General features: G+C 39.1%; 26 protein-coding genes. 21 read left to right on the forward strand and 5 right to left on the reverse strand.

Annotated elements, in window-relative coordinates:
• Window positions 1-101: 101 nt before the first annotated feature.
• The 4 genes from BHF69_RS01055 to BHF69_RS01070 all read left to right on the forward strand — a co-directional run bounded on the left by BHF69_RS01055 (window position 102) and on the right by BHF69_RS01070 (window position 5,271).
• Window positions 102-1,613, forward strand: coding sequence for a Na+/H+ antiporter NhaC family protein (locus BHF69_RS01055; RefSeq protein WP_158022533.1), 1,512 nt, complete (start codon window positions 102-104; stop codon window positions 1,611-1,613).
• A 1-nt stretch (window position 1,614) separates the two neighbouring features.
• Window positions 1,615-2,190, forward strand: coding sequence for a hypothetical protein (locus tag BHF69_RS01060; protein ID WP_075669224.1), 576 nt, complete (start codon window positions 1,615-1,617; stop codon window positions 2,188-2,190).
• Window positions 2,191-2,420: 230 nt separating this feature from the next.
• Entirely contained in the window at window positions 2,421-3,836 is a 1,416-nt protein-coding gene (gene trkA / locus BHF69_RS01065; RefSeq protein ID WP_075669225.1) for a Trk system potassium transporter TrkA, read from the forward strand.
• Window positions 3,826-5,271: a TrkH family potassium uptake protein gene (locus tag BHF69_RS01070; protein ID WP_075669226.1), complete on the forward strand. Its 1,446-nt coding sequence runs from the start codon at window positions 3,826-3,828 to the stop codon at window positions 5,269-5,271. The genes trkA and BHF69_RS01070 overlap by 11 nt, the downstream gene beginning before the upstream one ends.
• Before the next feature lie 53 nt (window positions 5,272-5,324).
• Here the strand turns inward: BHF69_RS01070 and BHF69_RS01075 are convergent, their stop codons facing one another.
• The 3 genes from BHF69_RS01075 to BHF69_RS01085 form a co-directional block, all read right to left on the reverse strand.
• Window positions 5,325-6,833 (reverse strand): DNA/RNA helicase domain-containing protein, encoded by a 1,509-nt coding sequence (locus BHF69_RS01075; RefSeq protein WP_075669227.1) that lies wholly within the window; start codon window positions 6,831-6,833, stop codon window positions 5,325-5,327.
• A 31-nt stretch (window positions 6,834-6,864) separates the two neighbouring features.
• Window positions 6,865-7,356: a hypothetical protein gene (locus BHF69_RS01080; protein ID WP_075669228.1), complete on the reverse strand. Its 492-nt coding sequence runs from the start codon at window positions 7,354-7,356 to the stop codon at window positions 6,865-6,867.
• A 130-nt stretch (window positions 7,357-7,486) separates the two neighbouring features.
• A complete protein-coding gene (locus tag BHF69_RS01085; protein ID WP_075669229.1) occupies window positions 7,487-7,864 on the reverse strand; it encodes a DUF3783 domain-containing protein in 378 nt (125 codons plus the stop codon).
• A 127-nt stretch (window positions 7,865-7,991) separates the two neighbouring features.
• On the opposite strand from BHF69_RS01085, the gene BHF69_RS01090 reads away from it, so the two are divergent.
• The 7 genes from BHF69_RS01090 (at window position 7,992) to BHF69_RS01120 (ending at window position 15,397) form a co-directional block, all read left to right on the forward strand.
• Window positions 7,992-9,185 (forward strand): metallophosphoesterase, encoded by a 1,194-nt coding sequence (locus tag BHF69_RS01090; RefSeq protein WP_075669230.1) that lies wholly within the window; start codon window positions 7,992-7,994, stop codon window positions 9,183-9,185.
• Between the two features lie 61 nt (window positions 9,186-9,246).
• Window positions 9,247-9,678, forward strand: coding sequence for a hypothetical protein (locus BHF69_RS01095; protein WP_075669231.1), 432 nt, complete (start codon window positions 9,247-9,249; stop codon window positions 9,676-9,678).
• Window positions 9,679-9,919: 241 nt separating this feature from the next.
• Window positions 9,920-11,281 carry an MATE family efflux transporter gene (locus BHF69_RS01100; RefSeq protein WP_075669232.1) on the forward strand — a complete coding sequence of 454 codons (1,362 nt, stop codon included), beginning with the start codon at window positions 9,920-9,922 and terminating at the stop codon, window positions 11,279-11,281.
• Window positions 11,282-11,418: 137 nt separating this feature from the next.
• On the forward strand, window positions 11,419-12,909 hold the full coding sequence (gene glpK / locus BHF69_RS01105) for a glycerol kinase GlpK (protein ID WP_075669233.1): 1,491 nt from the start codon (window positions 11,419-11,421) through the stop codon (window positions 12,907-12,909).
• 202 nt (window positions 12,910-13,111) lie between these two features.
• The gene (locus BHF69_RS01110; RefSeq protein ID WP_075669234.1) at window positions 13,112-13,543 is read left to right on the forward strand and encodes a MarR family winged helix-turn-helix transcriptional regulator; all 432 of its coding nucleotides are present in this window, start codon (window positions 13,112-13,114) and stop codon (window positions 13,541-13,543) included.
• A 17-nt stretch (window positions 13,544-13,560) separates the two neighbouring features.
• On the forward strand, window positions 13,561-14,937 hold the full coding sequence (locus BHF69_RS01115; RefSeq protein ID WP_075669235.1) for an MATE family efflux transporter: 1,377 nt from the start codon (window positions 13,561-13,563) through the stop codon (window positions 14,935-14,937).
• Window positions 14,938-14,947: 10 nt separating this feature from the next.
• Entirely contained in the window at window positions 14,948-15,397 is a 450-nt protein-coding gene (locus BHF69_RS01120) for a hypothetical protein (protein WP_075669236.1), read from the forward strand.
• 119 nt (window positions 15,398-15,516) lie between these two features.
• On the opposite strand, the gene BHF69_RS14085 is transcribed toward BHF69_RS01120, so the two are convergent.
• Window positions 15,517-15,678, reverse strand: coding sequence for a hypothetical protein (locus BHF69_RS14085; RefSeq protein ID WP_158022534.1), 162 nt, complete (start codon window positions 15,676-15,678; stop codon window positions 15,517-15,519).
• Window positions 15,679-17,453: 1,775 nt separating this feature from the next.
• On the opposite strand from BHF69_RS14085, the gene BHF69_RS01130 reads away from it, so the two are divergent.
• The 7 genes from BHF69_RS01130 (at window position 17,454) to BHF69_RS01160 (ending at window position 22,761) form a co-directional block, all read left to right on the forward strand.
• Window positions 17,454-17,720 (forward strand): hypothetical protein, encoded by a 267-nt coding sequence (locus tag BHF69_RS01130; protein WP_075669238.1) that lies wholly within the window; start codon window positions 17,454-17,456, stop codon window positions 17,718-17,720.
• 36 nt (window positions 17,721-17,756) lie between these two features.
• Complete coding sequence (gene trxA / locus BHF69_RS01135) at window positions 17,757-18,074, forward strand: thioredoxin (RefSeq protein ID WP_075669239.1); 318 nt, start codon at window positions 17,757-17,759, stop codon at window positions 18,072-18,074.
• 22 nt (window positions 18,075-18,096) lie between these two features.
• The gene (locus tag BHF69_RS01140) at window positions 18,097-18,297 is read left to right on the forward strand and encodes a ferredoxin-thioredoxin reductase catalytic domain-containing protein (protein WP_075669240.1); all 201 of its coding nucleotides are present in this window, start codon (window positions 18,097-18,099) and stop codon (window positions 18,295-18,297) included.
• A gap of 3 nt (window positions 18,298-18,300) precedes the next feature.
• Complete coding sequence (locus BHF69_RS01145; protein ID WP_075669241.1) at window positions 18,301-18,891, forward strand: HD domain-containing protein; 591 nt, start codon at window positions 18,301-18,303, stop codon at window positions 18,889-18,891.
• 159 nt (window positions 18,892-19,050) lie between these two features.
• The gene (locus tag BHF69_RS01150) at window positions 19,051-19,314 is read left to right on the forward strand and encodes a hypothetical protein (protein WP_075669242.1); all 264 of its coding nucleotides are present in this window, start codon (window positions 19,051-19,053) and stop codon (window positions 19,312-19,314) included.
• 78 nt (window positions 19,315-19,392) lie between these two features.
• Window positions 19,393-20,874, forward strand: a complete 1,482-nt coding sequence (locus BHF69_RS01155) for a hypothetical protein (protein ID WP_075669243.1) — start codon at window positions 19,393-19,395, stop codon at window positions 20,872-20,874.
• 162 nt (window positions 20,875-21,036) lie between these two features.
• A complete protein-coding gene (locus BHF69_RS01160; protein WP_075669244.1) occupies window positions 21,037-22,761 on the forward strand; it encodes a class I adenylate-forming enzyme family protein in 1,725 nt (574 codons plus the stop codon).
• Between the two features lie 217 nt (window positions 22,762-22,978).
• On the opposite strand, the gene BHF69_RS14090 is transcribed toward BHF69_RS01160, so the two are convergent.
• A complete protein-coding gene (locus tag BHF69_RS14090; protein WP_158022526.1) occupies window positions 22,979-23,140 on the reverse strand; it encodes a hypothetical protein in 162 nt (53 codons plus the stop codon).
• A gap of 431 nt (window positions 23,141-23,571) precedes the next feature.
• Here BHF69_RS14090 and yqeB point away from each other — a divergent pair, with 431 nt between their 5' ends.
• The 3 genes from yqeB (at window position 23,572) to BHF69_RS01180 (ending at window position 26,068) form a co-directional block, all read left to right on the forward strand.
• Window positions 23,572-24,372, forward strand: coding sequence for a selenium-dependent molybdenum cofactor biosynthesis protein YqeB (gene yqeB, locus BHF69_RS01170; RefSeq protein ID WP_075669246.1), 801 nt, complete (start codon window positions 23,572-23,574; stop codon window positions 24,370-24,372).
• Window positions 24,373-24,442: 70 nt separating this feature from the next.
• Window positions 24,443-25,435: a pyruvate kinase gene (locus BHF69_RS01175; RefSeq protein ID WP_075669247.1), complete on the forward strand. Its 993-nt coding sequence runs from the start codon at window positions 24,443-24,445 to the stop codon at window positions 25,433-25,435.
• Between the two features lie 15 nt (window positions 25,436-25,450).
• Window positions 25,451-26,068, forward strand: a complete 618-nt coding sequence (locus BHF69_RS01180; RefSeq protein ID WP_075669248.1) for an NUDIX hydrolase — start codon at window positions 25,451-25,453, stop codon at window positions 26,066-26,068.
• Window positions 26,069-26,120 lie beyond the last annotated feature (52 nt).

Genomic DNA, 26,120 nt, shown 5'->3' on the forward strand with positions numbered 1-26,120 from the left:
CAGTTACAAGCCCATGACCTTTCGGTCATGGGTAGTTGACTAGCGGAGTGCCTTTGTGGGGCATTCTTACACGAAAAAAGAAGGAATATATGGAGGAAAGAATGGAAGCAACTTTTTGGGCAATTGTCCCTACAATTTTAGCGATAGCAGTCAGTTTAATTACAAAGGAAGTAAATCTCTCCTTGCTGTTTGGAATTATCGTAGGTGGATTGATTTACTGTAAATTTAATATTTTTACGGCTGTGTCTACTATTTTAGATGTTTTGAGAGCAAAAGTCTATGGAAATATGAACGTATTGATTTTTATTATTTTATTAGGAGTCATCGTTCATCTGATGAATATGTCCGGAGCCTCCCATAAGTATGCACAATGGGCAGGACAGAAATTAAAGACAAAGAAACAGACACTTTTGGCTACCATGCTTCTTGGAGTGATTATTTTTATTGATGATTATTTTAACTGCCTGACGGTGGGAACGGTTATGCAGCCAATTTGTGATGAGAAGAAGATATCCAGAGAAAAGCTGGCATATATCATTGACTCTACAGCAGCACCTGTCTGCATTATGGCTCCGATCTCAAGCTGGGCAGTAGCCGTTAGTTCATCGGTACCAGAGCAGTCATCCATTGATGGATTTTTATTGTTTATCAAATCGATTTTCTGTAATTACTATTCCTGGCTCTCACTGCTTATGGTGTTATTAACTACCATCCTGGCAGTCGATTTCGGGAAGATGAAAAAGTGTGAATATGCGGCGGACATGGGAAAATATCAATATGAGAGCATCGATCAGCAGATGGAAGGGAAGGAAATTCCAGAAAATGGAAGAGTTTCAGACCTGCTTCTTCCAGTGATAGTACTCATTATATTATCGATTACCTGCATGCTTTACACGGGAGGATTTTTTGCGGGGAAGGCTTCTGCAATCTCTGCAATTTCCAATTGTGATGCAGCCACCAGCCTTGCGATGGCGGCCTTTTATGCGATTTTGTTCATTGGAGTTTTGTATCTGCCAAGAAAGATCATGACTGGAAAGCAGTACCTGGATGGACTGGTAGAAGGATTTAAAAATATGGTGCCAACGGTATTAATTCTTACTTTTGCGTGGACATTAAGTGGTATTTGTGGAAGTGATTATCTGGATGCAGGTGGCTTTATTGCCCGTACCGTAGTAGAATATCAGATTCCGCTGAGCCTGATGCCGGCAATCTTTTTTATAATTGCAATTTTTCTGGCTCTGTCTACGGGAACGTCCTGGGGTACCTTTGCGATTCTGCTTCCGATTACCATTTCAGTGTTCCAGAATCAGGTATCTCCGATCATGGTATTGACCATTTCTGCAGTTTTGGGAGGAAGCGTGTGCGGGGATCATGTCAGTCCGATTTCTGATACGACCATCTTAAGTTCTACAGGAGCCGGATGCCATCATATCAGCCATGTGGAAACACAGCTTCAGTATGGAATTGTGGTTGCAGCTGTCAGCTTTTTATCCTATGTGGTTTGTGGATTTATGGGAACCCAGCTTCCAGGCATGCCAATTGGGATAGTTGGAATTGTCGGATTTTTATTTATTATGAAGAAGAGAAATCATACTCAGGAAAGAGGTGCATAGAATGAAGAAAATCGCAGTTATTTTCCCAGGTATTGGATATACTGCTCAGAAACCGCTCCTGTATTATACAGCCTCTGCAGCGCAGGATGAGGGCTATCAGCTTCTTAAGCTGGATTACGGAGAGGACATCCATACATTTCGGGGAAGAAAGGAAGAAGAACTAAAGCCTTTGATAGAAAAAGCACAGGAAAGGGTAAAAAAACAGCTGGAAATCATTGACTGGGGACAATATGAACAGATTTTATTCCTTTCCAAAAGCATTGGAACGGTCATTGCCTGCTGGATAGAAAAAGAACTTGGAATCAAGGCAAAGCATTGCCTGCTCACGCCGATTCCTCTTACGATTCCTTATCTGGAAGAGGTGGATGGATTGTTCTTTGCAGGAACAAAGGATCCATACATAAAAAAGAAGATGATTGAAAAGGCAGCAAAGGATTATCCTCAAAAGACAGGAGAGATTTTCAAAGACTGTAATCATTCCTTAGAAAGACCGGGGCATACGGCGGCCAATGTAAAAAATGTAAAAAAAGTCGTGAAAAAACTAAAGAAGATGCTAAGAGAACCAAAAGCAGATTAGGCTTTAATGAGAAGTTGTTGCAAGAATTTTTGAGCAGCAGCTTCTTTTTTGTTGCATGGGGGTATCACTCTTTGGAATTGATGTTGATGTGGTTTGGTAAAAATGCTATAATGCTTCTGTCTATATGTATAAAGATTATATAAAGCTTATAGTTTATACATAAAGAGTACATAAAGATTTGCTGCATAAAAGAGGCATTCTTGAATGTGATAAAAGGAGTGGAACACAAAATGAAGATAGTAATTATAGGTGATGGAAAGGTTGGACATAAGGTCGCAACAGAGCTTTCCGAAGAAAATTATGATGTGGTCCTGATCGATCAGAATGAGGAAAGAGTCAAGAAATCATCGAATACCTTAGATGTACTTTGTTTTCATGGGGATGGAGCAGATGTGGAGATTTTAAGGGCAGCAGATGTACAGCATGCGGATCTGGTCATTGCCTGTGCATCTTCCGATGAGTCTAATATGTTAAGCTGTCTGATTTCCAGAAGACTGGGAGCAAAACATACGATCGCTCGTGTGCGTAATCCTGTTTATTTTCATCAAATGGATATTTTGAAAGAGGATTTAAGACTTAGTATGGCGGTAAATCCAGAACTAGAAGCGGCCAATGAGATTTCCAGAGTACTGATATTCCCGGAAGCTACAAAAGTGGAGAACTTTGTAAAAGGAAGGGTGGAACTGGTGGAATTTCCATTGAAGAAGGGAAGTCCACTGGACGGATTGTCCTTGAAGGATATTTATCGAAAATATCAGATCAAGATTCTGGTGTGTGCGGTGCAAAGAGAGCAGGATGTCCATATTCCGGATGGGGACTTTGTGATGCGGACTGGAGATAAGCTTAACATGGTGGCCAGTCATCTGGAGCTGGAGCGTTTCTTTAAGGCAATTGGACATATTAGTACTAGAATTAAAAAAGTAATGATCATTGGTGGTGGACGTCTGGGATATTATCTGGCCAAACAGTTGGTATCTTTGAAGATGCAGGTAAAGGTCATTGATAAAGAGTACGCAAAGTGTGAAGATCTTAGTGAAAAATTACCAGAAGTAACAGTCATTCATGGCAATGCCAGAGAACATGAGCTTTTGATGGAAGAGGGCATTCAGGAGGCAGATGCATTTATTACCGTAACCGGCAATGATGAGGAAAATATGCTGATGGCATTATATGCGAAAATGCAGGGTGTCAAGAAGATCGTTGCTAAGGTAAATGAAGAAAATCTTTCTTCCATGGTGGATTCTCTGGGTATTGACAGTGTGGTTTCTCCAAAGCTTGCAACTGCCGATACGATTTTGGGTTATGTTCGTGCAAGACAGAATTCTTACAGCAGTGCCAATGTAGAGACTATGTACCAGCTGATGGGAGGACGAATTGAAGCAATGGAATTTCTGATTCGTGCCGATGCAAAATATCTGGATATTCCATTGAAGGATCTTCCAATCAAATCTAATAATCTAGTCGCAGCTATTGTTCGGGGAAGAAATGTGATCATTCCAGGTGGGAATGACTGCTTAAAACCGGGAGACAGTGTGATTGTGGTAACGAAAAATCAGAAAATACAAAGTATTGAAGATATTCTATCCATGGCTTTATTCCAGAGACCAGGGGCAGAAGGAAAGGACGCTGTACGGAATGAATTATAAAATGATCGTTTACATATTGGGAAAGATGCTGGGAATTGAGGCTGCAGTCTTGCTGATTCCTATGATTGTTTCCCTGATATATGGGGAGAACTGCTTTCGGTTCTTCCTGATTACCAGCATCCTCTTATTTATCTGTTCTATAACTATGACAAGAAATAAGCCGGAGAAAGCCCATATTTACGGAAAGGAAGGATTTGTCATTGTTGGATTTGCGTGGATCTTATGGTCTTTGTTCGGAGCCATACCGTTTACCTTGTCCGGCAGCATACCATTTTATCTGGATGCGGTATTTGAGACCATCTCAGGCTTTACAACCACAGGATCTACGATTCTTTCTGAGATTCAGAGTCTGCCGAAAGGAATTCTCTTCTGGAGAAATCTGACCCACTGGATCGGTGGTATGGGTGTGTTGGTCTTTGTTATGATGTTGACCACGTTAAGCGATAAAAACGCCATGCATCTGATGAGGGCAGAGGTGCCAGGACCAGATAAGGATAAGATGATTCCTAAGGCAAGAGAGAATGCGATGCTGTTATATAAGATGTATTTTGTGCTAACAGCAGCAGAGGTTGTGTTCCTGATGTTTGGGGGAATGAGTCTTTATGATAGTATTCTCCATGCATTCAGTACAGCAGGGACTGGAGGATTCTCCAATCGTAATACCAGTGTAGCATTTTATGACAGTGCGTATATTGATGGTGTGATTACCGTGTTCATGATTTTGTTTGGAATTAACTTTAATATGTATTTCCTGATTTTGATCAAGGACATTCAGAATATATTTAAAAATGAAGAGCTACGAGCTTATCTGGGAATTATTGCAGGTGCGGTTTTTCTGATCACCATTAATATTACCCATATGTATGGAAGTGTGTTAAAGGCCTTTCGGTATGCATCTTTCCAGGTAGCATCCATTATTTCGACGACCGGATTTATGACGGCAGATTTCAATCTATGGCCGGAATTTTCCAAGTGCATTTTATTAATGGTCATGATGATCGGAGCCTGTGGAGGATCCACAGGAGGAGGGATGAAGGTATCCCGAATTTTAATGATTATTAAGAGCATTAGCAGAGAAGTGAAGCAGCTTTTGCATCCCAAATGTGTATGTGTGACCAGAGTAAATGGAAAGAAAGTAGGATCAGATGCTTTGCGTGGTGTTATGATCTATTTCTTTGCCTATATGATCATATTGGCGATTTCTGTGGTCATTGTATCCATTAACAACTATGATTTTGCTACATCCTTTACGGCAGTGCTGACGGCACTGAATAACGTAGGACCAGGAATTTCACTGGTAGGTCCGACCTGCAACTTTGCATTCTTCTCACCATTGACGAAAGTGGTGCTGTGCTTTGATATGCTGGTGGGACGTTTGGAAATCTTTCCATTTTTAATGTTGTTATCGCCATCCTTGTGGAGAAGAAAATTTTAGGATTATAAATAAAAAGAAGAGGTTCAAGCCGGTTGGTGATGCCTCTTCTTTTTCTAATCAAAAAGACAATCTGCTTTAATATTTAATATCTGTTGGAAGAAGGATAAGTCTTCAACCACGATGATGCAAAGCTTATCCCGTGTTCTTGTAACAGCCTGAAACAGGAGTTTCAGGGCCATATAATCGGAGTCAGACGTACCGGTGGCCTGTAACACTCCTTTTTCATTATACGTATAGGAACCGTCAATCAGAATGCAGACCCGTTCAAATTCCAGTCCGATTACTTGCAGGATGGCGGTTTCGTCATGGGAAATATCAAAAATCTGCTGAGGGTAAGTAAAACGGGTAAAATTAAAAAAGGTATACCCTTCCTTCGCATAAAAATCAAGAAAGCGAACAGATTCCAGAAAACGAGAGGCAAATAAGATGTCTACCGATTCATAAGTATAGCGATAAATCTTTCGTTTCAGATCAAAAAATGAAGTGAGAAAGGATGCCAGTTCCTTATTGGTACGAATTCGATTGGACAGTTTATAGGAATAATGGGTCATCGATGAAATTCTGGATGAGATATCCAGTTTAAATTCTTCATTGGAAAGTACCTGTCTTGGATCGTAGGAATAGATGCAGCTAATGTTATGAAGTCTGGCAGCAGCTTCGATGATCTGAAACCGGTCCTGATAAATACGCTGTGCTTCATCGATAAAAATATACTGATAGGAAGAAAAAGATGTCTTTTCGTTCAGGTCTGCAATGGATAGAACATCCATATGTTCAATGTGAGAAGCCAGATAATAATGTCCATTGGATAAAAGGCCGCAATGCACCATACAGATCCGGCTGGTTTCAGCACATGATTTTGCAATGTCATATAGAAGCAGAGTTTTGCCCGTTCCGGCGCTTCCAGAGATGCCGATCAGGGTGGGATTGTGTTCGGAATCCTTTAGATGGCAGAGAATGCTGTTCTTAAAATCCTCCTGCTGATTCGTCAGAAAATAATTATGATTTAGAAATTTTTCCGGTGTGTTCAGCGGAGAAATCAAATAATCAGAAGCCTCAAAAAGTGCATCAATGTCATTTCTGAATACATCTCCGAAGCTCATCATATCTTCCACTAAATGTTCAAAAGCACAGGAAATCAATCCTTTTTTCACATCCAGTGTGTAGAGAAGATTTTTTGAAGCCACATAAACATAAGATAAGATATTATTGGACAAATGCTGCAGATAATGCTGATTTTGCAGTAACTGTTTTTCCATATCCGTCTGTTTCACAGGCACACTTTTTAATTCAATATTTAGAATCTTCTTACAGTCAGAGGAAAACTTAAGCAGGTCAAATTCTTTGCTGATATGCTGAATGGTATAGGAATAGAAGAACCCATCCATGGCTTCTAAGGAGGTTCCAGAAAGAAGAAGGTGATTGACGAGAAGACATAGAGATAGCTGTTCATGTACTTTCGTCCGTTTTTCTTCCTTTCTTCCAGACAGCATATTCTCATAACGAGAGAAAAGCTGTTCCTCCTTTACCTGAGAGAGTAAATAAATATTCACAGGTTTCATAAGAATCCCCCTATATAACGAAAAAGCTGTCTTAATCTGGATAATTGGTCCGTTCCCAGAGGGAAAAGCTGCTGAAAAAGTCCAGAAATAAGAGAATGTGCATGATAATATGGATTTTCTGAGAGAGAGAGGAAATCGTCCCCTGTCTTCGTTCGTGGATTAGACCGGCAAATCCGTAAGCGGAAGAAGACAATAGCACGATATAATCCAATACAAATAAAAATGGCAAAAAGATGAATCCCAGAGGAGCCATGGCAAAGCCAAATCCCCATACGACGATTAAAATGTAAAATGGAATTAAATATAGTTTTGAATAGAAGTCCCGACGGTAGAGCTCTTTTACAGGGGCTTCTTTCTTTGTATAAGATAATGCATGAAGCATATGCCAGATGATGATGGCAACACAAATAAACATAATGATAATAGGATAAATAGCATCCTGCATAGTTGCGGACGCAACAATTTTGACAGCAGATGCTAACATGGCATACGCTGCAAGAACAAATAATATGGTTTTTTTCATGGTAATACCTTTCTATCTATATAAACACGGATATTTTTCCCAATTTAAAAAATGGGAAAATCAGTGGAAATAATAAAATCTTGATTATTTAAAAATAGGGCAATCTGGCAAAGGAATATTTGTCAGAAATTTATATTTGCTGCATTTTTGCATGCTCTTGTTTCAGTTCCTCCAAAAGCTTATGGGCATTCCAGGTCTGATTGGATGGGGTCAGAATAGCCTTATAGGGAACTGGCCCAATACCAGAACGACGAATTGCGGACAGAACTAGATCCAGCTGGGAGTTGCCAAGTCCACAGAAGACGAGCATGGGATCGGATAGTTCCTTGACAGGGGCTTCCTCGATCTCCACAGGTTCCAGTTCTTTTATGCCAGCGAAAACACCTATGGGTTTTCCATAATCCATAGGGTTTACCTGTTTTATGCGCAGCTTCATAGGAAGGAGCTGCTTTGCTAATTTTGTAAAATCTGTTTTTGAAAATCTATATAATAAAATGGTTGGTCTCATTTTGAATTCCTTTCTTTGATGCTTCCATCTACTAATAAGTATAATAAATATTTAAATACTTTGCAATTGTAATTCAATACCGATTATGCTACAGTTTCTTTAAAAAAGAGCAGAAGGAAGGGATTGTATGCTGGCTATCTGGTTATCTCCGGTTTATATTTTGGTGAATGTCTATTTTATCTGGCGCATATTAAAATGGCTGCATATTTGTCATGGTGTATTTGGCAGCAGAAGGTTTCGTGTTGGATTTTGTATTCTTTATGCATTTCTGGCTTTCACCCCACTTACTGCCTATCTTTTCAAAGATGGACTAGTACATCGGATATTGAAAATGTTAAACAATTACTGGTTTGGAATTCTGCTTTATATGGGAATGATCATTTTTCTGGCAGATGGAATTCTTTTTATATTAAAAAAGAGCAGAAGGAAGAGAGCTCAATGGATAAAATCCAGGAACGGCTTTCGTATTTATGGAGGAATTTGCATGGTACTGATTACAGCCGTATCCGCTTATGGTATGTTTCATCCCAGGATCATAAAGAATAACCAGTATGAGATTCCAATCGAGAAGGAATGCAAGAGCCGGAAAGCATTGACCGTTGTTCTGATCGCAGATCTTCATGTGGGATATAGCATCGATGAGCTTCATGTAAAGCAGATGGTACGGAAGATCAATAGACAAAATCCAGATTTGGTACTTTTCGCCGGAGACTTTTATGATAATGATTTTAAGGCAATTGGAAATCCTGAAAAGGTGGCCAGATATGTTCAACAAATTAAGAGTCGATATGGAGTATATGGCTGCTGGGGAAATCATGATGTGAAAGAAGATATTCTGGCAGGTTTTACCTTTCCTCAGGAGGAAGGTCTGATCGATGATCCACGAATGAGAGAATTTATGGAAAAAGACTGTGGGATCGAGCTACTAGAGGATGAAGTGGCATGGATAGGAAATGATTTCTATCTGGTAGGAAGAAAAGATCCATCCAGATCGGAAAAGCTTTTGGAAACACGAAAAACAGCGGAAGAGCTTTTGGAAGGATTAGACCATAACAATCCGATTATTGTTATGGATCATCAGCCAAAGGAATATGAGGAACTTGAGAAAGCAGGAGCAGACCTGACGGTGGGAGGTCATACGCATAATGGACAGCTCTTTCCGTTAAATCTTCTTATGAAACGGATTTGGGAGAATCCATCGGGATATAAAAAAATTCAGAAGATGCATACGGTTGTAACTTCTGGAGTCGGGGTCTGGGGACCGGCTATGCGAGTAGGAACCGATAGCGAGATTGTGACGATTATCGTTAGCTTTGAATAAAAAAATTCCTTTGTGACATACTAATGAAAGAGAAATTTGGATGTGACAGGAGGAAATCAAAATGAATCAGGATACCATCCGCCTTTTACAGGAATGCAATGCAGGTGCCAAGATGGGGATAAAAACATTGAATGAAGTTATGGAAAGCGTTTGTGATTCTCATTTACAGCAAATATTGAGACAGAGTCGGTCTCAACATGAAAACATTGAGTCTAAAACCTGTTCTATGCTGCAGGAAAATCATCAAATGGGAAAAGAACCAGATTTTATGGCATCGGCCATGTCCTGGGCTAAAACCAATATGAAAATGGTTATGAAGGAGTCGGATCAAACGATCGCCAATTTAGTGACAGATGGGTGTAATATGGGGATTACATCCATAAATCGATATTTGAATCAATATGGAGAGGCGGATGCCCATGCAAAGAATATAGCGAAAGAGCTGATAAAATCAGAAGAAAATCTGGTAAAGGATGTAAGAAAATATTTATAATGGTTTTTACGCAAAAGGGAGCTACTGATTGATAAAAAATGAGAACATGTTATCAGTCAGTAGCTCCTCCTTTGCGTTTCAAAGAAGATTATAACATTTATTTAAGACCAGTATAGAGGAATTTGTATGGTTAGGCAATGAAAATATTTTATAAAAAGATTTTTGTTTTTTGAGTGGAAGTTCTGTATAATAATTGGCAGATTGCTTTGGCAGATTTGGATAGAAAAAGGAGATGAGGAATATGGCAGAGCAGGCAGCTGTCACTAAGAATGATTTTAGTAAGGGGAGCGTCTGGGGAAATATCATCGCACAGGCTGTTCCACTTACCATCGCACAGTTGGTACAGCTTTTATATAATATTGTTGATCGTATGTATATTGGGCATATGGAAGGAAGTTCGTCCCTTGCATTGACCGGTATTGGATTGACTTTTCCTATTGTTATGCTGGTAATGGCATTTACGAACCTATTTGGACAGGGAGGGGCACCGCTTTGTTCCATTGCCAGAGGAGCAGGTGATAAGGAACGGGCAGAGAATATTATGGGAAATTCCTTTACCATGCTTCTTATGGCAGGAATGGCAATTACGATGGTTGGCTATGTGTGTAAACGGCCAATTTTATATGCCTTTGGTGCCAGTGATGTTACTTATGTATATGCAGAGCAGTATTTAAACATTTATCTGGCAGGAACGATGTTTCTCATGATCAGTGTTGGCATGAACCACTATATCAATAGTCAGGGGTTTCCAAAGATCGGAATGCTTTCTGTTATTATTGGAGCAGTGGTAAATATTATTTTAGATCCCATTATGATTTTTGGAATGGATTTGGGAATAAGGGGAGCGGCATTGGCAACCGTAATATCCCAGTTTGTTTCAGCGGTATGGGTTATGAAGTTTTTGTTGGGAAAAAAGACGTTGTTAAAGCTGTCGCTAAAGTCTATGAAGCTTAGACCCAAGCTGGACAAAGAGATAATGGGACTGGGGCTGACTGGGTTTATTCTTCAGGGAACCAACGGATTAGTTCATGTGGTCTGCAATGCGACCCTGAGTGTGTATGGGGGCGATCTCTATGTGGGAATTAATACAGTCCTTGGATCGGTCAGGGATATTTTCCAACTCCCGATTCAGGGCATTACCTCTGGATGCCAGCCGGTACTGGGATTTAATTATGGTGCCAAGGAATATGGAAGAGTAAAAGAAGGAATTCGCTTTACTGTATTAGTAGGAAGCTTCTATACAGTCGTTGCCTGGATTCTGATTTTCCTGTTTCCAGAATTTTTTATTCGGATCTTTAACAATGATCCGGAGCTGATTCGATATGGAGTGAAGGCATTGCATATCTATTTCTTCGGTTTCTTTATGATGGCGTTTCAATTTTGTGGACAATCGGTATTTACAGGATTAGGAAAGGCGAAGCAGGCAGTGTTCTTTTCTATTTTTCGAAAAGTGATCATCGTTGTACCGCTTACAATTCTGCTTCCTCAGATGGGAGGACTTGGGGTACATGGAGTATTTCTGGCAGAACCCATTTCCAATGCCATTGGCGGATTGGCATGTTTTACGACCATGTATTTCACCGTATATCGAAAGCTGGATTAGAAAAATTATAGAAAATTTGGATAAAACGATTAAAAACTATAAAGATTCTTGCAAGAATATGTGCAATATGATAGTATGAAATTAATGGGAAGGGGAAATAAAATTATTTTATTTATACATAGAAAGGAGAATGTAACGTGGCAAAATATGTAATGGCATTGGATGCGGGGACAACTAGCAATCGTTGTATTTTATTCAACGAAAAAGGAGAAATCTGCAGTGTAGCGCAGAAGGAATTCACACAGTACTTTCCAAAACCAGGCTGGGTAGAGCATGATCCGGAAGAAATTTGGTCTACACAGTATGCGGTAGCATTAGAAGCAATGCAGAAGCTGAACATTACTGCAGATCAGGTAGCAGCGATCGGTATTACAAACCAGAGAGAAACAACCATTGTCTGGGATAAGACGACGGGAGAGCCAGTGTATAATGCAATCGTGTGGCAGTGTCGAAGAACATCAGAATATTGCGATTCTTTAAAGGAAAAGGGACTTTCTGATAAATTCCGTGAAAAGACAGGATTGTTGATCGATGCTTACTTCAGTGGAACAAAGGTAAAATGGATTCTGGATAATGTAGAAGGAGCAAGAGAACGTGCGGAAGCTGGAGATTTATTATTCGGAACCGTAGAAACCTGGCTGATCTGGAAATTGACAAAGGGACGTGTACATGTAACAGATTATAGTAATGCTTCCAGAACCATGTTATTTAACATTAAGGATTTAAAATGGGATGATGAGATTCTTGCAGAATTGGATATTCCGAAATCCATGCTTCCAGAAGCAAAACCATCCAGCTGCATTTACGGCAGCACAGAAGCAAGCCTCTTTGGCGTAGAAATTCCAATTGGAGGAGCTGCAGGAGATCAGCAGTCCGCATTGTTTGGACAGACATGCTTTACACCTGGGGAAGCAAAATGTACATATGGTACAGGAGCATTCTTGTTAATGAATACAGGAACAGAGCCAGTATATTCTGACAATGGTCTGGTTACAACCATTGCATGGGGACTTGACGGGGAAGTAAATTATGCATTAGAAGGTTCAATCTTCGTTGCTGGTGCAGCAATTCAGTGGCTGCGCGATGAGATGCGTCTGGTAGATTCTTCTCCAGATTCTGAATACATGGCTACAAAAGTCGATGATACGAATGGATGTTATGTAGTGCCTGCATTTACAGGTCTGGGAGCTCCATATTGGGATCAGTATGCACGCGGTACTATCGTAGGAATTACCCGTGGTGTAAATAAGTATCATGTTATTCGTGCAACCTTAGAATCTCTGGCATATCAGGTGAGTGATGTATTAACTGCAATGGAGGCAGACAGTGGTATTCTCCTTGCAACCTTAAAGGTAGATGGTGGTGCAAGTGCGAACAACTTCTTAATGCAGTTCCAGGCAGATATGCTGGGCGCAAATGTTAACCGTCCAAGATGTGTAGAAACAACTGCGATGGGAGCTGCTTATCTGGCAGGTCTTGCTGTTGGCTATTGGGCAGATAAAGAAGATGTATTGGCAAACTGGGAAAGCGATAGAGTATTTGTTGAAAAAATAGAAGCAGAAGAACGAGAAGAAAAGCTGGATGGATGGCACAAAGCAGTGAAATGTTCCTTCGGCTGGGCAAAATAAAAGGAAAGAATGATTACAGGCGGCATCGAAAGATGCCGTCTATTTTGTTCTGGAAAATGAAAATGGTTGACATAGCAACTAAAAACGAGTATGATAATGGTTGCTATATCAACTATTTTTGATCATAAGAATTTTTTAATTGCTTATCGATAAAAGAAAACGTTCCAGACAGGATGCACAAGGTATTAAGGAGGAAAATGCAATGAAGGAACGAAATGGAAGATGGATTTCTATTCTGTATCGAAGAAATCAGATGTATATTATGCAGGCATTAAGAAAGTATGGAATTTCGTCCAGTGAATATCCTGTTTTGTTGATGCTGTATCGCGGAGATGGACTCACCCAGGAGGATATCGTATCCTATCTCTGTCTGGATAAATCAGCAGTTGCAAGAATTGTGCAATCGCTGGAGAAAAAGGAATTGATTGAAAAGAAGAAGGATGAAAAGGATCAGCGCTGTAACCGGGTTTTTCTGACATCCAGAGGAAGAAAGATGGAGCCGATCATAGAAGATGTATTAAATCAATGGAACGATATTTTGATGAGTCATATGACGCAAGAAGAAGAAGAGGAGGCAGGAAGACTGTTAAAGCAAATGGTTGCCAATGTATCTTCAAAAAGAAATGAAGAATAGAAAAGAAAGGGAAAAATATGGAGAAGCAAAAGAAAAATCAGGAAAATCCACTTGGGACACTACCGGTAAATCAATTATTGAAGCAGTTTGCAGTGCCGAGTATTATAGCGATGCTGGTCAGTGCCCTCTATAATATTGTTGACCAGTTTTTTATCGGGAATAGTGTAGGAGAATTGGGAAATGCTGCGACCAATATTGCATTCCCGCTCACAACCTCCTGTATTGCCATTGCATTGCTGTTTGGAATTGGAGGAGCATCTGCTTTTAATCTGGCAATGGGACATGGAGATGAAGAAGAGGCAGTACATTATATGGGAAATGCAGCAATCTCCATGTTTGGGTGTGGTGTATTTTTGTGTTTGATCTGTCAGGTGTTTTTGGAACCAATGGTATATTTTTTTGGGGCACCGGAAAATATCGCAGGATATGCAAAAACCTATATTAGAATCACATCTATCGGTTTTCCATTTTTGATTATGTCAAGTGGGGGAGGCCATCTCATCCGTGCAGACGGCAGTCCTAAAATGTCTATGATCTGTAATCTGATTGGTGCGATCATCAACACGATATTGGATGCCATGTTTGTATTTGTCCTGCATATGGGAATGGCAGGAGCGGCTCTGGCAACGATCATAGGACAGTTTGTCTCCGGAGGTATTGCGCTTCGATATCTTTGCCATTGTAAGACGGTAACGTTAAAAAGAAGCCATTTAAAACCTCATAAAAAATATATATCCAGAATTATGTCCCTGGGAGGAGCACCTTGCAGCAATCAGCTTGCCATGATGATTGTGCAGATTGTTATGAATAAGTCGCTGACATACTATGGAAACTTGTCTTCGTTTGGAGAATCCATTCCTTTGGCATGTGCTGGAATCATTACAAAGGTGAATCAGGTATTTTTCTCATTTATTATTGGAATTTCTCAGGGATTACAGCCGATTGTCAGCTTTAACTATGGAGCAGGAAAATATGACAGAGTAAAGAGTGCATATTTTAAGGCGGCCACCTATGGATGTATCTTGTCAATTGGAGCCTTTGCGTTATTCCAGATATTCCCGAGAAATATCATTTCATTATTTGGAAATGGATCAGAAGAATACTATGCATTTGCAGAAAGCTATTTTCGAATCTTCTTATTCTTTACCTTTTTAAACTTTATTCAACCAATTACCTCCAATTGTTTTACTGCGATTGGAAAACCCAAGAAGGGTATGTTCCTGTCTTTAACCAGACAGATTTTATTTCTGCTTCCATTGATTTTGATTCTTCCGTTATTGATCGGAATTAATGGAATTTTGTATGCAGGACCGGTTGCAGATTGTACAGCTGGAGTGATAGGACTTATCATGATTGCAAAAGAATTTGGCAAAGAGCAATACAGGAAGAGATGAAAGGAAATATATGAGGAATAAATCAAAACGAAAAAAGATCAAACAGCAAAAGAAACGTATACAACCAAGTGTAAATTGGCCAAAGGAATGGCTTTATCTAAATGAAAAGGAGATTACACCGGAAGATTTTCTAAAAGTCTTTCCAGAAGGTGGGGCTCTGGAACTTCAAGTATGGAAGGAAGCAGGTGTGATTGAAGTAGAGCTTCCATGCGGAAAATCCATCGATATGGAATGGGGAGAGCCGAATCTTGGTGAGGAAATGGGGAATACATTCTTAGAGGAAAGAAACACAAAAGCACTTTATTATGTAACTGTAGTACCAGAAAGTTTTGAGGAAGCCAAAACTGCAATGAAGACCATAACGGAGACTCTGGGCGGAGGTTTTTTTGGAGATAATAAGGATTTTCAGCCACAGATATACAAGAAAAAGAACAGCCCTTCGCTTTCTGTGGAAACATAACTATGGGTTTTGTGGACTAAGTGAAGAAGAAAATTTCTCCTCCTGCGCCTAAGATGCCAGAACGTAAGAACAACCAAAGCTGTCTGGATTTATCCCGAGCCAAACCCTAATCCGCTCCGCTAGTCGGGCTTGGCAAGGCACAAGACGAACTGCCTTCCTTTTTTCCATAACAGTTGGAAAGGTAAGTAAACTTCCCTACCAACTGTCCTATGGAAAACAGTCATCTTCGATGCCTGAAGCAGTTCTGGTGATAGAATCCAGCCAGCAGGTTGTTCTAACATTCCGCATATGTCGCTTTCGGAGAAGTTTTCTTCTTTTCCATGTTCCGTTTCTCCATATAAATATAGGAAAAACATGTATCAGGTTTGGAAGCTCCACAGCCTGATCTCTGACTGAAATGATACTGTTTTTATAATATTGCATCTATATAAGTTGGGAAAACGGGGATATGGTCTATGAAAAAGCCTTCTTCTTTGCCACACTCCGTTTCTCCACACGAATATGGGAGAAGCCAATATACTACAAAGAACGAAACCATTCCGGTAAAGCAATCTGCGAAGGAGCTTACATGTTTTCTCGGGCAGAAAATCTTTGGCAAAAGCGATGCTTTTGCCCGTCCATAAGGACAAATGGCTGAAAGCTTGCTTACATAGCCATTTGTCCCTGGACGAGAGATAAGATTTTCGTCTGTCCTGGTGTAGAACAAGAGAAAACATGTATCAGATTTGGAAGCTCCGTAGCCTGATTGCTGACCGGAATGATTTCGTTCTCACTCACTATCTCATAGTCAAAGAAACTCATATTTATTGCAATAAAATGTATTATTTTTTAAACAATAATGTCTGAAAATTCTGAATATATATAAAAATAAAGAAAAAGTATTGACAAAAAATAAAAACCAGTTATAATAACAGTATAAAGTAAATCAAACAAATAAAAGATAGAAAAAATATTTGATTGATTTACAAAAGTATAATTTGATAAGACAGTCAGTGCAGTGGTTAAGCCGATGACATCAGAATCAAAATTATACATTTAGCTGACATTTAGATAGTCAGTACCCGAATCGAAGATGTAATTACAGAAATCAGAATGGGTAGACAAATCTAAAGAAGGAGGTACGGACCACCAAAATAATTAGTTTTTAATTTAAGGTTCAAATTTTTGAAACAGGAGGACAGACCACCAAACAGTTAAATCAAATTTTAAACTTTTAAGTGAAAGGGTTAAGGCCATGTAAATGTTGAATGGATTACATGATTTCAAATTTCCAATGAATGGATTAGAAGAATGTATCATTCAAAAATCTCCAAAGAGTATGAAAGAACAGTAAGGGTAAGTAACCACAGAAGCTTAACAACACAATTTCATAGGGAAGACGAAAAAACTGATTTGTAGAAGTGAAAAACTACAGAGAAAGGAAATCGAATGATCGAAGAGTCAAAGTAAAGGCGGATATCTAAATAGTATGAATTAGATATCCGTCTTTCGTGTATTGGCAAATAGGTGCAGTACAACACTTTAATTATCTGACAATTCTGAATATAATAAATAATATAAAAAATATATTGACAAATATAAAAATAGTGAGTATAATAGCAGTATAAAGAAAAGGGAAGGAAAGATAAAACAGATAATAGCTGGTAAAAGTTTTATTTCTCTTTTTACTTCTTTAAATTTATGGAAGGAGGTACGGACCACCAAAATCGTTAGTTTTTTATATTAATAAATTCAAGTAAAGTTTAAGAGTCATATTAGTCGTATAAGTATTAATCCATATAATTGTTGTAAGTCATTTTATTTTTTTAAGTCATTTCGTAACTCTTTAATCGCTTATATTAGTAATAATGTATTTTAGAAGATTTAGAAAAAAGTAACTGGTTAAGAAAGGAAATAAAAAAGTTCATGATTGAAGAATCAGTGTAAAGGCGGATATCTAAAAGGTATGAATTAGATATCCGTCTTTTTGGTGGGAGAAAAGGCACAGGTGCTTTATTTAATAGGAAAAATATGTTATCTTAAAATAGATAAATGAAAATAAAGGAAGTGAAGGGATATGTATTATCTGCCAGAAGGCACAACCAGATGTGGATTTTATGAATGTAAAAAATGTGGGAAAAGATTTTTGGATATGAAGATCATGCCTGTCATTGCCTGTCCGGATTGTGATTTGGATGTGGATATGGAAATTGGACCAGATGAGGAGATGCCGGATGTGAATCCGACAGCTCAGTTGCTACAGGTCTGTGAAGGAGAAGAAGTAGAGAAGATGGATACACTTTTGAGCCTTGCCATTACTGGTGGAGATTATGAGTGGATTTAAATCGAAGAAAAAATTGTCAAACGAGGAGGAAGAAATATGGCAGTAAAAGAATTAACAAATAGTACATTTGATCAGGCGGTAAAAGATAATAAGTGGATGGTCATCGATTTTTATGCGACTTGGTGCGCACCATGCAGTATGCTTTCACCAATCGTAGAAAAAGTATCTGGAGAGTTTAAAGATGTTGCGTTTTATAAAGTAGATATCGATGATAATATGGAACTTGCATCTAACTTTCATGTAGTAAGTATTCCAACTTTATTATTCTTTAAAGATGGAGAAGCAATGAATGAAGTTGTGGGTTATGTACCAGAAGATCAGTTAGCAGATGAACTAAAGAAAACCTTTGTTTAAGAAATACAGGGAGGAAAGGCCGATGGCAGTTCGTTTTAATGAAGATCAGGAAGTGGTCAATAAAATCAAAGAAGGACTGAAGAAGAAGGATGGATATTGTCCATGTCGTTTGGAACGGATACCGGATAATAAATGCATCTGTAAGGAATTTCGGGACCAGATTGCAGATCCCGAATTTGAAGGATATTGTCATTGCATGTTATATTATAAGACCAGAGGATAGAAGATGGACGAACGATTGAAAAGACAGCTGGAATTTGTTCTGGAGTTGGATAAAGAAAAGAAGATCGGACGGCAGACATATTTGTCAGATGCCAGTCGAAAAGAAAATGATGCAGAGCACGCATGGCATCTTGCATTAATGATCATGGTACTGTCTGAGTATGCAGATGAACACATTGATGTATTCCGCACCATGTGCATGGCTGTTATTCATGATGTGATTGAAATTGACGCAGGAGATACTTACGCTTATGATGCAGTCGGCAATAAGACCAAGCGAGAGCGGGAGCTTAAGGCAGCAAAGCGGCTTTTTCAGATACTTCCAGAGGATCAGGCAAGGTATTTTCGGGAACTTTGGGATGAATTTGAAGAAGCGAAAACTCCAGAAGCCAGATTTGCTCATGCCATGGATGGTCTACAGCCGATTATGTTAAACAATGCAACCGATGGGCTTGCATGGAGAGAGCATCAGGTAAGTCAAGATAAGGTTCGGACGAGGACTGCTAAGAAGATTCAGCCAGGATCCGAAACATTATTTCAGTATGTCAACAGTTTGATTGATCAGAATGTGGAAAAAGGCAATTTAAAAAAGTAGGAATGTGAACAGAAATTATTAAGCAAATCTTAATCAAAGGAATTGAAGAAATTCACAAATCAGCCACAGGAATTCTATATGATAAAAGTATAGAATTTTTGTGGCTTTATCCATATAGGGTGGAATGGATATTGGCATTTAATAAAGGAGGTCTTGTGAATGTTCTTAACAGATAAGATTTGGAAAAGAAGAAAACAAAAGGTAAGAGGCAGCATCATAAACTGGGTACAATCTCAGGAAGGAAGCTATCCCATTGTTCAGTTTATCACAAAGGATGGAAAAAGAATATGTGGATTGCTTACTGATATGGATATTTTACCTTTAGAAGCAATGCCAATCAAAGTGAATAAAACGGATATGAGGCATATTCATATTATATATGATGAAGATAATCCCTATTGTTTTACTGGATACTATTATTGATTTGAGAAAGAAAATGAAGTATGGTAAACTAAATAATGAAAAAGATTAATACAGGATTGATTAGTTGAAGGGGTAGAGATGGAAAAAAAGAATAGATTCAGTAATTTGCTTGAACAATTAATGACAAAAGCAGACTTAAAGAATTATACACTGGCACAGGAATTGCAATATGATGTTTCCTATATTAGCAAGTGGGTAAGCGGACGTATGCTTCCAGCGGAAAAAAGTTCAGAAAAGGTACTGCATGTTATTAGTAAATGTGTGGTAGAAGCGTTAAATGAGGAAGGCAGGGAAAATCTATTTTATGATTATAAAGTGGACAACCTGGAAGATTTGCAGGAAGCGATTTATGATAATCTGGAAGCGGAATATGTGTATGTAAAAAATTTAAAGAAGAGTACGGGGACAGAAATTGCACCGGATATCCTGTTTTATTCAGAATTGCCATTGCTTCAGTTTATCACAAAGATGAAGCATCCTGTTCTTAGAAGGGTAAAAGCTTTAGAGATTGTGGCTGCAATGGATCTTTTATCATTGGAACATGAATATCGGTTGATGATTGCAGGAATTGAGAATGAGCATCTATCGGTTCGGAGAGAGTATCCGACGGTGCATTTTTCTGTGATGGTGAATTTAGACATTGGAGAAAGAGATTGTCTCTATGATAGTATCTTCTTGATGAATATGATGACAAACTCTTCCAATGTAGATTTTCGTCTCTATGGAGGTAATCAGGCATATGGAAAGATTATTTTTACAGTAAAAGATGGATTTGCCATTTCGGGAATGCTTTTTGACAATAATCATTGTATGGGGGTGATTTCCAGTGAAGATATCAATACCAGCAATGCACTGTGTGAAAAATTAAAATCTCTTTGTACGGGAGAGCAACTGTTGTTTCGAAAGGTGAGTATGCGGACCATGCTTGTGAAATATGATTATATTCAGAATGTGCTTTCTACGAATCTGCGATGGCTGATCGGACATATGACAGAATATTTTCTTCCGGAGGATTTATTTGAGGAACTTTTATCACAGGAAAATGAGAAAGAGTGGAGAGTTGATTTCCAGATGATTCGGAAAACACATGATCTGACGAAACATATTCTGGAGGATTCAACAATTCGTATTATGATCTATGAATCTGCGCTTACGAATTTTGCAGTTTCCGGAGAACTGGATTTTTATAATCATAAAGTGATTCTTACGACAGAGCAGCGGATGAAATATATGCATCATTTGTTAGAATTGATTGATAAGAATCCAAAGTTAGAGATGAAATTGATTCATGGTGGATTTGTTTCAGGATTTCAGTTTATTCAGCCGCCAAGCTTGTTTATGTCCGATATGGTAAGTTATTTAAGGTTGGACACCGATGAGTATCAAGGTAATATACGTATTTTAAATGGAGCTAGTATTACCCATCTGTTCAATGATTTTTATGAGGAGATATGGACGAATCAGAAGGAAGTAGTCATCGAAGACAAAGAGACCATCATCAATAATATTCATCATTTTATGAGGTCCATTCTATTAATTTCTAAGACGGAAGAAAAGTAAGTGAATGAATGTGATTCCATTTTATCATTTTTTGTCCATATTAGTCCCGTGCTAATATTTTCCTTTTATGATAGACTCCTATGTGTTAACAAATAGTAAACGAACAAAATAAATTTAGTGATACATTATTTTGGGGAGTATATGTATATAAAAGGAGATTGAATGATGAAAAATTTAGAGAACAGAGCAAGTATTGATAGACCTTGGATGCAGTATTATCCACCACAGATGGCACAGTTGCAGATTCCAGAATGTACATTATATGATTACATTAAGAGCACATGTCCAGGAATGGATGTAGCTGCCATGAATTATTATGGAACAGATATTACATGGGAAGAGGTATTTAAGGAAGTAGAGGAAGTCGCAAAGGCATTGAAGGCAGTTGGATTTGGCAAAGAAGATCAGATTCCAGTATTCTTACAGTCTGTACCTCAGTTTATTTCTCTGTTATTAGCAGCTGAAAAGATTGGAGCTTCTTTATTATGCCGCGACAATACGATTGAAGAAAATGCAGAAGCTGTAAAGAAATCTGGGGCAAAAGTGATTATTGCTCATGACTTCTTATCAAAAGAAGAAATGGATGTATATATGAAGGATGCAGGGGTAGAAAAGATTATTCTGCTTTCTCCATATTATATGGCTGACCGTGATACAATGCCAGATTATATTGAAGCTGCGATAGAAGCAAAATATACAGAATGCTCTGCACAGGGACCAGCAACAATGACATGGAAAGAATTCTTAGGGTTAGGAGAGCAATATACAGGTGATGTGGAAGAAACAGCTGATATTAATCGTCCGCTTTTCCGTGCATATACAAGTGGTTCTACTGGACCTTCTAAGCAGGTAATTCATTCTGCATATACGATGTTGGGAATTATTTTCCAGATGTCACCATATGGTGTGAGTGACGGTTTCCGTCCAAAATGGATGATTACCTGTCTTCCACCTAGTCTGGTTGCAGTTGTAGTATCAATGATGATTACACCATTAACATCTAATAAATATCTGATCTTAAATCCATTCTGTGATGTAAATGACGTGGATTTGGAATTGATGCGTGTAAAACCAAATATTTGGCCATTGATCCCAATGTTCTTTGCAATCGTTATGAACAGCAAGCGTATTCCGGAAGATTATGATCTTTCTCATCTTCTGGCAGCAGGTGTTGGATGCGAAGCTTATAATAATGGACAGCTGGCAAGAGCGCAGGAATATGTGAAAAAGCATAATTGTAATATCACCTTTGCTGCAGCTTATGGACAGAGTGAAGCAGGTTCCAACTGTACTTTCCCTAGTCCAGAGGAATATCCTTATGGAGATGGTAATATTGGAATTCCATTGCCATTGTGTAATATGGGAATCTTCAAGCCAGGTACCACAGAGGAATTAGGCTATAATGAATTAGGAGAAATCTGTAAGGCTGGTCCAGGTAATATGCTGGGTTATGATAATGAAGAAGCTACACGTAAGGCATTGATCAAACATGAAGATGGAGAGGTATGGTTACATACGGGAGACATCGGATATGTAAATGAGGATGGTATTTTCTATGTATTGACTCGTGGTAATTCTCAGCGTTATGGTGGAGGACGTCTGATCGCTCTTACAATGGAAAACCGTGTAGTGGATGCAAACATTGAAGGAGTCGAAGATAACTTCTTTGTCATTATTCCAGATGATGAGCATCCAGGATATTATCTTCCATATTTATATGTAGTGCTAGAAAAAGGATATACAATTGAAGATGTAGCAGATGAAATCAATGAAGTATTAGAAGCACATGAACGTCCAGTTGCAATCTATCAGCTTCCAGAACGTCCATTCTTCCACTTCAAAACAAACCGTATTGGTTTAACAAAACAGATTCAGGCTGTAAACTAATTTAGTATGTATAAAACTGTCATATGAAACGAAAGTTCGTTTTATATGGCAGTTTTTTGTTACATAAAAAATTTGGTTTCGAGGAGCAAGTGGGATAACTACGGGTTTTGTGGACTAAATGAAGAAGAAAATTTCTCCTCCTGCGCCCAGGATGCCAGAACGTAAGAACAACCAAAGCTGTCTGGATTTACCCCGAGCCAAACCCTAATCCGCTCCGCTAGTCGGGCTTGGCATGGCACAAGACGAACTGCATTCCTTTTTTCCATAACAGTTGGAAAGGTAAGTAAACTTCCCTACCAACTGTCCTATGGAAAACAGTCATCTTCGATGCCTGAAGCAGTTCTGGTGATAGAATCCAGCCAACAGGTTGTTCTAACATTCCGCATATGTCGCTTTCGGAGAAGTTTTCTTCTTTGCCATGTTCCGTTTCTCCACACGAATATGGGAGAAGCCAATATACTACAAAGAACGAAACCATTCCGGTAAAGCAATCTGCGAAGGAGCTTACATGTTTTCTCAGGTAGAAAATCTTTGGCAAAAGCAATGCTTTTGGTCGTCCATAAGGACAAATGGCTGGAAGCTTGCTTACATAGCCATTTGTCCCTGGACGAGAGATAAGATTTTCGTCTGTTATGGTGTAGAAAAAAGAAAAACATGTATCAGATTTGGAAGCTCCGTAGCCTGATTGCTGACCGGAATGATTTCGTTCTCACACATTATCCCATAGTCAAAGAAACCCGTATTTAGTGTACAAAAAATAGTATTATCCAATAGTCTTTTTTGATAAAATAAAAGGCAGGAGGAATCATTATGAAAAAAGATTGGATTATTGTCCGCGGAGGCGGAGACCTGGCAACAGGTACGATTTATAAGTTGTGGAAAAGTGGATTTCGGGTATTGGTTCTGGAATGTGAAAGACCATCTGCAATTCGAAGGAATGTGGCATTTTCGGATGCAGTTTATTCTGGAAGTCAGAAGGTAGAGGATTTGGAGTGCAGGCTGGTACACTCATTGGAGGAGGCGGATGAACAGGTTGCAAAAGGGTATATTCCTCTTATGGTGGATCCAGAGGGAAGGATTATTGAAGAATGTCATCCGAAAGTGGTAATTGATGCGATTCTGGCTAAGAGGAATCTGGGAACACATCGGGGAATGGCATCGAGGACGATCGCATTAGGTCCCGGATTTGAAGCAGGTGTTGATGTGGATTATGTGATTGAGACCAAAAGGGGGCATAATCTGGGAAGGATTATAGAAAAGGGAAGTGCTTATCCTAATACAGGGATTCCAGGAGTCATTGCAGGATATGGAAAAGAACGAGTGATTCATGCACCTGGAAAAGGGGTATTTCACCAGATATGCCATATTGGAGAACGAGTGGAGAAAGGCCAGTTGTTGGGTTTCATTGAAGGGAGAGAAGAACAATACCGGGTGGAAGCATCTCTTACAGGAATTTTGAGAGGAATTATCCGAGATGGATATCCGGTGACAAAAGGATTTAAAATTGCAGACATTGATCCAAGAGAAGGAGAAAAGGAAAACTGCGATACGATTTCAGATAAAGCCCGCTGCATTGCAGGCGGAGTTTTAGAGGCGGTATTGAGAATTTGACCGATTGGGAAGTTTTCGATATAATGGAAAACATAAACGGTAAATAATACCAGTCTAAAGGGGGATGACCATGGTTTATTATGGAACTTTAGGACCAGCATGTGCGGATATGAGTATTTTGAGAAGGATGTTTCGACAGGGAATGACAGGAATTCGTCTGAATCTTTCCCATAAGAGTCTAGAATCCAGTAAAGACTGGATCTTTCACTTTCAGGCAGCAGCAACAAAGGAAGGCATCTTAAAGCCCGAATTATTAGTGGATCTGCAAGGACCGGAACTAAGAATCGGTAGAATGAACATTGATTTAGAATGGCAGGATCATCAAGAGGTTTATCTGGATTCTTTACCGCTTCCAAAGGTGATTTTACCATATCTGATCGAAGGGCAGGAGATATTGATCGATGATGGTAAGATTTTATTAAGAGTGGAAGAACGGTTGGGAGAAGAAGCGGAAGACATTCGTTGTAAAGTTATTCGTGGTGGAAAAGTAGTTCAGAGGAAGAGTATTGCTCTTCCTGGATTGAGTATTCCGGTTCCGACTCTGACAGAGGCAGATAAAGAGAATCTAAAGGTAGCAAAGGAATACGGAGTAACCGGTGTGATGCTTCCGTTCGTAAGAAATAAGGAGGATCTTCTCATATTACGGGAGGAGCTTAAGAAAAATGATTCAGAAGACATTCGAATCTTTGCCAAGCTTGAGAATCTGGAGGGAGTAGAGATGCTTCCGGATTTGTTGGACGCAGCAGATGAAATTGTGATCGCAAGAGGAGATCTTGGAAATGCGGTAGAGTTATGGAAGCTGCCGAGAATTCAGAAGGAGATTGCGGCCCAATGCCGGAAAGCTGGAAAAGGGTTTATGGTCGTTACCCAGATGCTTTCTTCCATGGAAGTGCGAGCAGTACCGACGCGAGCAGAGGTCTGCGATATCTTCAATGCAGTTTTGGATGGGGCTTCTTCTGTAATGCTGACTGGGGAAACCGCGGTTGGAAGATATCCGGTGGAAGCAATGTCCTATTTGATCAAGACTTCGGAAGAGGCATTGGTATATCAGAATGAAGAATAGAAAGGAATGTATGCGATGGGATTGATTCGCAAGATTACACAGGAGACAAGATATAAATTCTTAAATTTCTTTACGATGGATGTAACTCATAAAAGCGGAAGAGAATCGAAATACTATGTGGCATCCAGAGCCAGAGAAGTGGATCAGATGAAAGCGGTGACTCATGAAAATACGGCAGATGGAGTCATTATTTATAGTGTCTATGGAGAAAATCGGGATCAGGTAGTGTTGATTCGACAGTATCGGTATCCGATTGATGGATATATTTATGAATTTCCGGCAGGACTGGTGGAACAGGGAGAAGATTTTAAAGAAGCCGGAGTCCGTGAATTAAAGGAAGAGACGGGGCTTACCCTGGAACCTATTGATGTTGAGGATATGTACAGCAAGCCATATTTTACGACAATCGGGATGACAGATGAATCTTGTGGGACCGTTTATGGATATGCGAAAGGAATTCCCAATATGGATGGTCAGGAAGACTCAGAAGAGATAGAGATTGTATTAGCGGATAAAAAAGAAGTAAAGAGGATTTTAAAAGAGGAAAATGTTGCAATTATGTGTGCATATATGCTGATGCACTTTCTGGAATCGGAAGATGGGCATCCGTTTGATTTTTTAAATGAGAAATAAAATATCCCTGTAGGAATCAATATTGATATTTCCTGCAGGGATATTTTTTTGT

This window comes from Anaerostipes sp. 992a, assembly GCF_001940245.1.
GTDB lineage: Bacteria > Bacillota > Clostridia > Lachnospirales > Lachnospiraceae > Fimousia.

What these genes read in the sequence shown, in the direction of transcription:
- BHF69_RS01150 (WP_075669242.1), top strand. Translation starts at nt 19,051, where the DNA reads ATGTTCTTAACAGATAAGATTTGGAAAAGAAGAAAACAAAAGGTAAGA.
- BHF69_RS01070 (WP_075669226.1), top strand. Translation starts at nt 3,826, where the DNA reads ATGAATTATAAAATGATCGTTTACATATTGGGAAAGATGCTGGGAATT.
- BHF69_RS01080 (WP_075669228.1), bottom strand. Translation starts at nt 7,356, where the DNA reads ATGAAAAAAACCATATTATTTGTTCTTGCAGCGTATGCCATGTTAGCA.
- BHF69_RS01090 (WP_075669230.1), top strand. Translation starts at nt 7,992, where the DNA reads ATGCTGGCTATCTGGTTATCTCCGGTTTATATTTTGGTGAATGTCTAT.
- BHF69_RS01180 (WP_075669248.1), top strand. Translation starts at nt 25,451, where the DNA reads ATGGGATTGATTCGCAAGATTACACAGGAGACAAGATATAAATTCTTA.
- BHF69_RS01060 (WP_075669224.1), top strand. Translation starts at nt 1,615, where the DNA reads ATGAAGAAAATCGCAGTTATTTTCCCAGGTATTGGATATACTGCTCAG.
- BHF69_RS01115 (WP_075669235.1), top strand. Translation starts at nt 13,561, where the DNA reads ATGGAGAAGCAAAAGAAAAATCAGGAAAATCCACTTGGGACACTACCG.
- BHF69_RS01095 (WP_075669231.1), top strand. Translation starts at nt 9,247, where the DNA reads ATGAATCAGGATACCATCCGCCTTTTACAGGAATGCAATGCAGGTGCC.
- BHF69_RS01145 (WP_075669241.1), top strand. Translation starts at nt 18,301, where the DNA reads ATGGACGAACGATTGAAAAGACAGCTGGAATTTGTTCTGGAGTTGGAT.
- BHF69_RS01055 (WP_158022533.1), top strand. Translation starts at nt 102, where the DNA reads ATGGAAGCAACTTTTTGGGCAATTGTCCCTACAATTTTAGCGATAGCA.
- BHF69_RS01155 (WP_075669243.1), top strand. Translation starts at nt 19,393, where the DNA reads ATGGAAAAAAAGAATAGATTCAGTAATTTGCTTGAACAATTAATGACA.
- BHF69_RS14085 (WP_158022534.1), bottom strand. Translation starts at nt 15,678, where the DNA reads ATGTTAGAACAACCTGCTGGCTGGATTCTATCACCAGAACTGCTTCAG.
- BHF69_RS14090 (WP_158022526.1), bottom strand. Translation starts at nt 23,140, where the DNA reads ATGTTAGAACAACCTGTTGGCTGGATTCTATCACCAGAACTGCTTCAG.
- BHF69_RS01140 (WP_075669240.1), top strand. Translation starts at nt 18,097, where the DNA reads ATGGCAGTTCGTTTTAATGAAGATCAGGAAGTGGTCAATAAAATCAAA.
- BHF69_RS01110 (WP_075669234.1), top strand. Translation starts at nt 13,112, where the DNA reads ATGAAGGAACGAAATGGAAGATGGATTTCTATTCTGTATCGAAGAAAT.
- BHF69_RS01085 (WP_075669229.1), bottom strand. Translation starts at nt 7,864, where the DNA reads ATGAGACCAACCATTTTATTATATAGATTTTCAAAAACAGATTTTACA.
- BHF69_RS01075 (WP_075669227.1), bottom strand. Translation starts at nt 6,833, where the DNA reads ATGAAACCTGTGAATATTTATTTACTCTCTCAGGTAAAGGAGGAACAG.
- BHF69_RS01160 (WP_075669244.1), top strand. Translation starts at nt 21,037, where the DNA reads ATGATGAAAAATTTAGAGAACAGAGCAAGTATTGATAGACCTTGGATG.
- trxA (WP_075669239.1), top strand. Translation starts at nt 17,757, where the DNA reads ATGGCAGTAAAAGAATTAACAAATAGTACATTTGATCAGGCGGTAAAA.
- BHF69_RS01130 (WP_075669238.1), top strand. Translation starts at nt 17,454, where the DNA reads ATGTATTATCTGCCAGAAGGCACAACCAGATGTGGATTTTATGAATGT.
- yqeB (WP_075669246.1), top strand. Translation starts at nt 23,572, where the DNA reads ATGAAAAAAGATTGGATTATTGTCCGCGGAGGCGGAGACCTGGCAACA.
- BHF69_RS01175 (WP_075669247.1), top strand. Translation starts at nt 24,443, where the DNA reads ATGGTTTATTATGGAACTTTAGGACCAGCATGTGCGGATATGAGTATT.
- BHF69_RS01120 (WP_075669236.1), top strand. Translation starts at nt 14,948, where the DNA reads ATGAGGAATAAATCAAAACGAAAAAAGATCAAACAGCAAAAGAAACGT.
- trkA (WP_075669225.1), top strand. Translation starts at nt 2,421, where the DNA reads ATGAAGATAGTAATTATAGGTGATGGAAAGGTTGGACATAAGGTCGCA.
- BHF69_RS01100 (WP_075669232.1), top strand. Translation starts at nt 9,920, where the DNA reads ATGGCAGAGCAGGCAGCTGTCACTAAGAATGATTTTAGTAAGGGGAGC.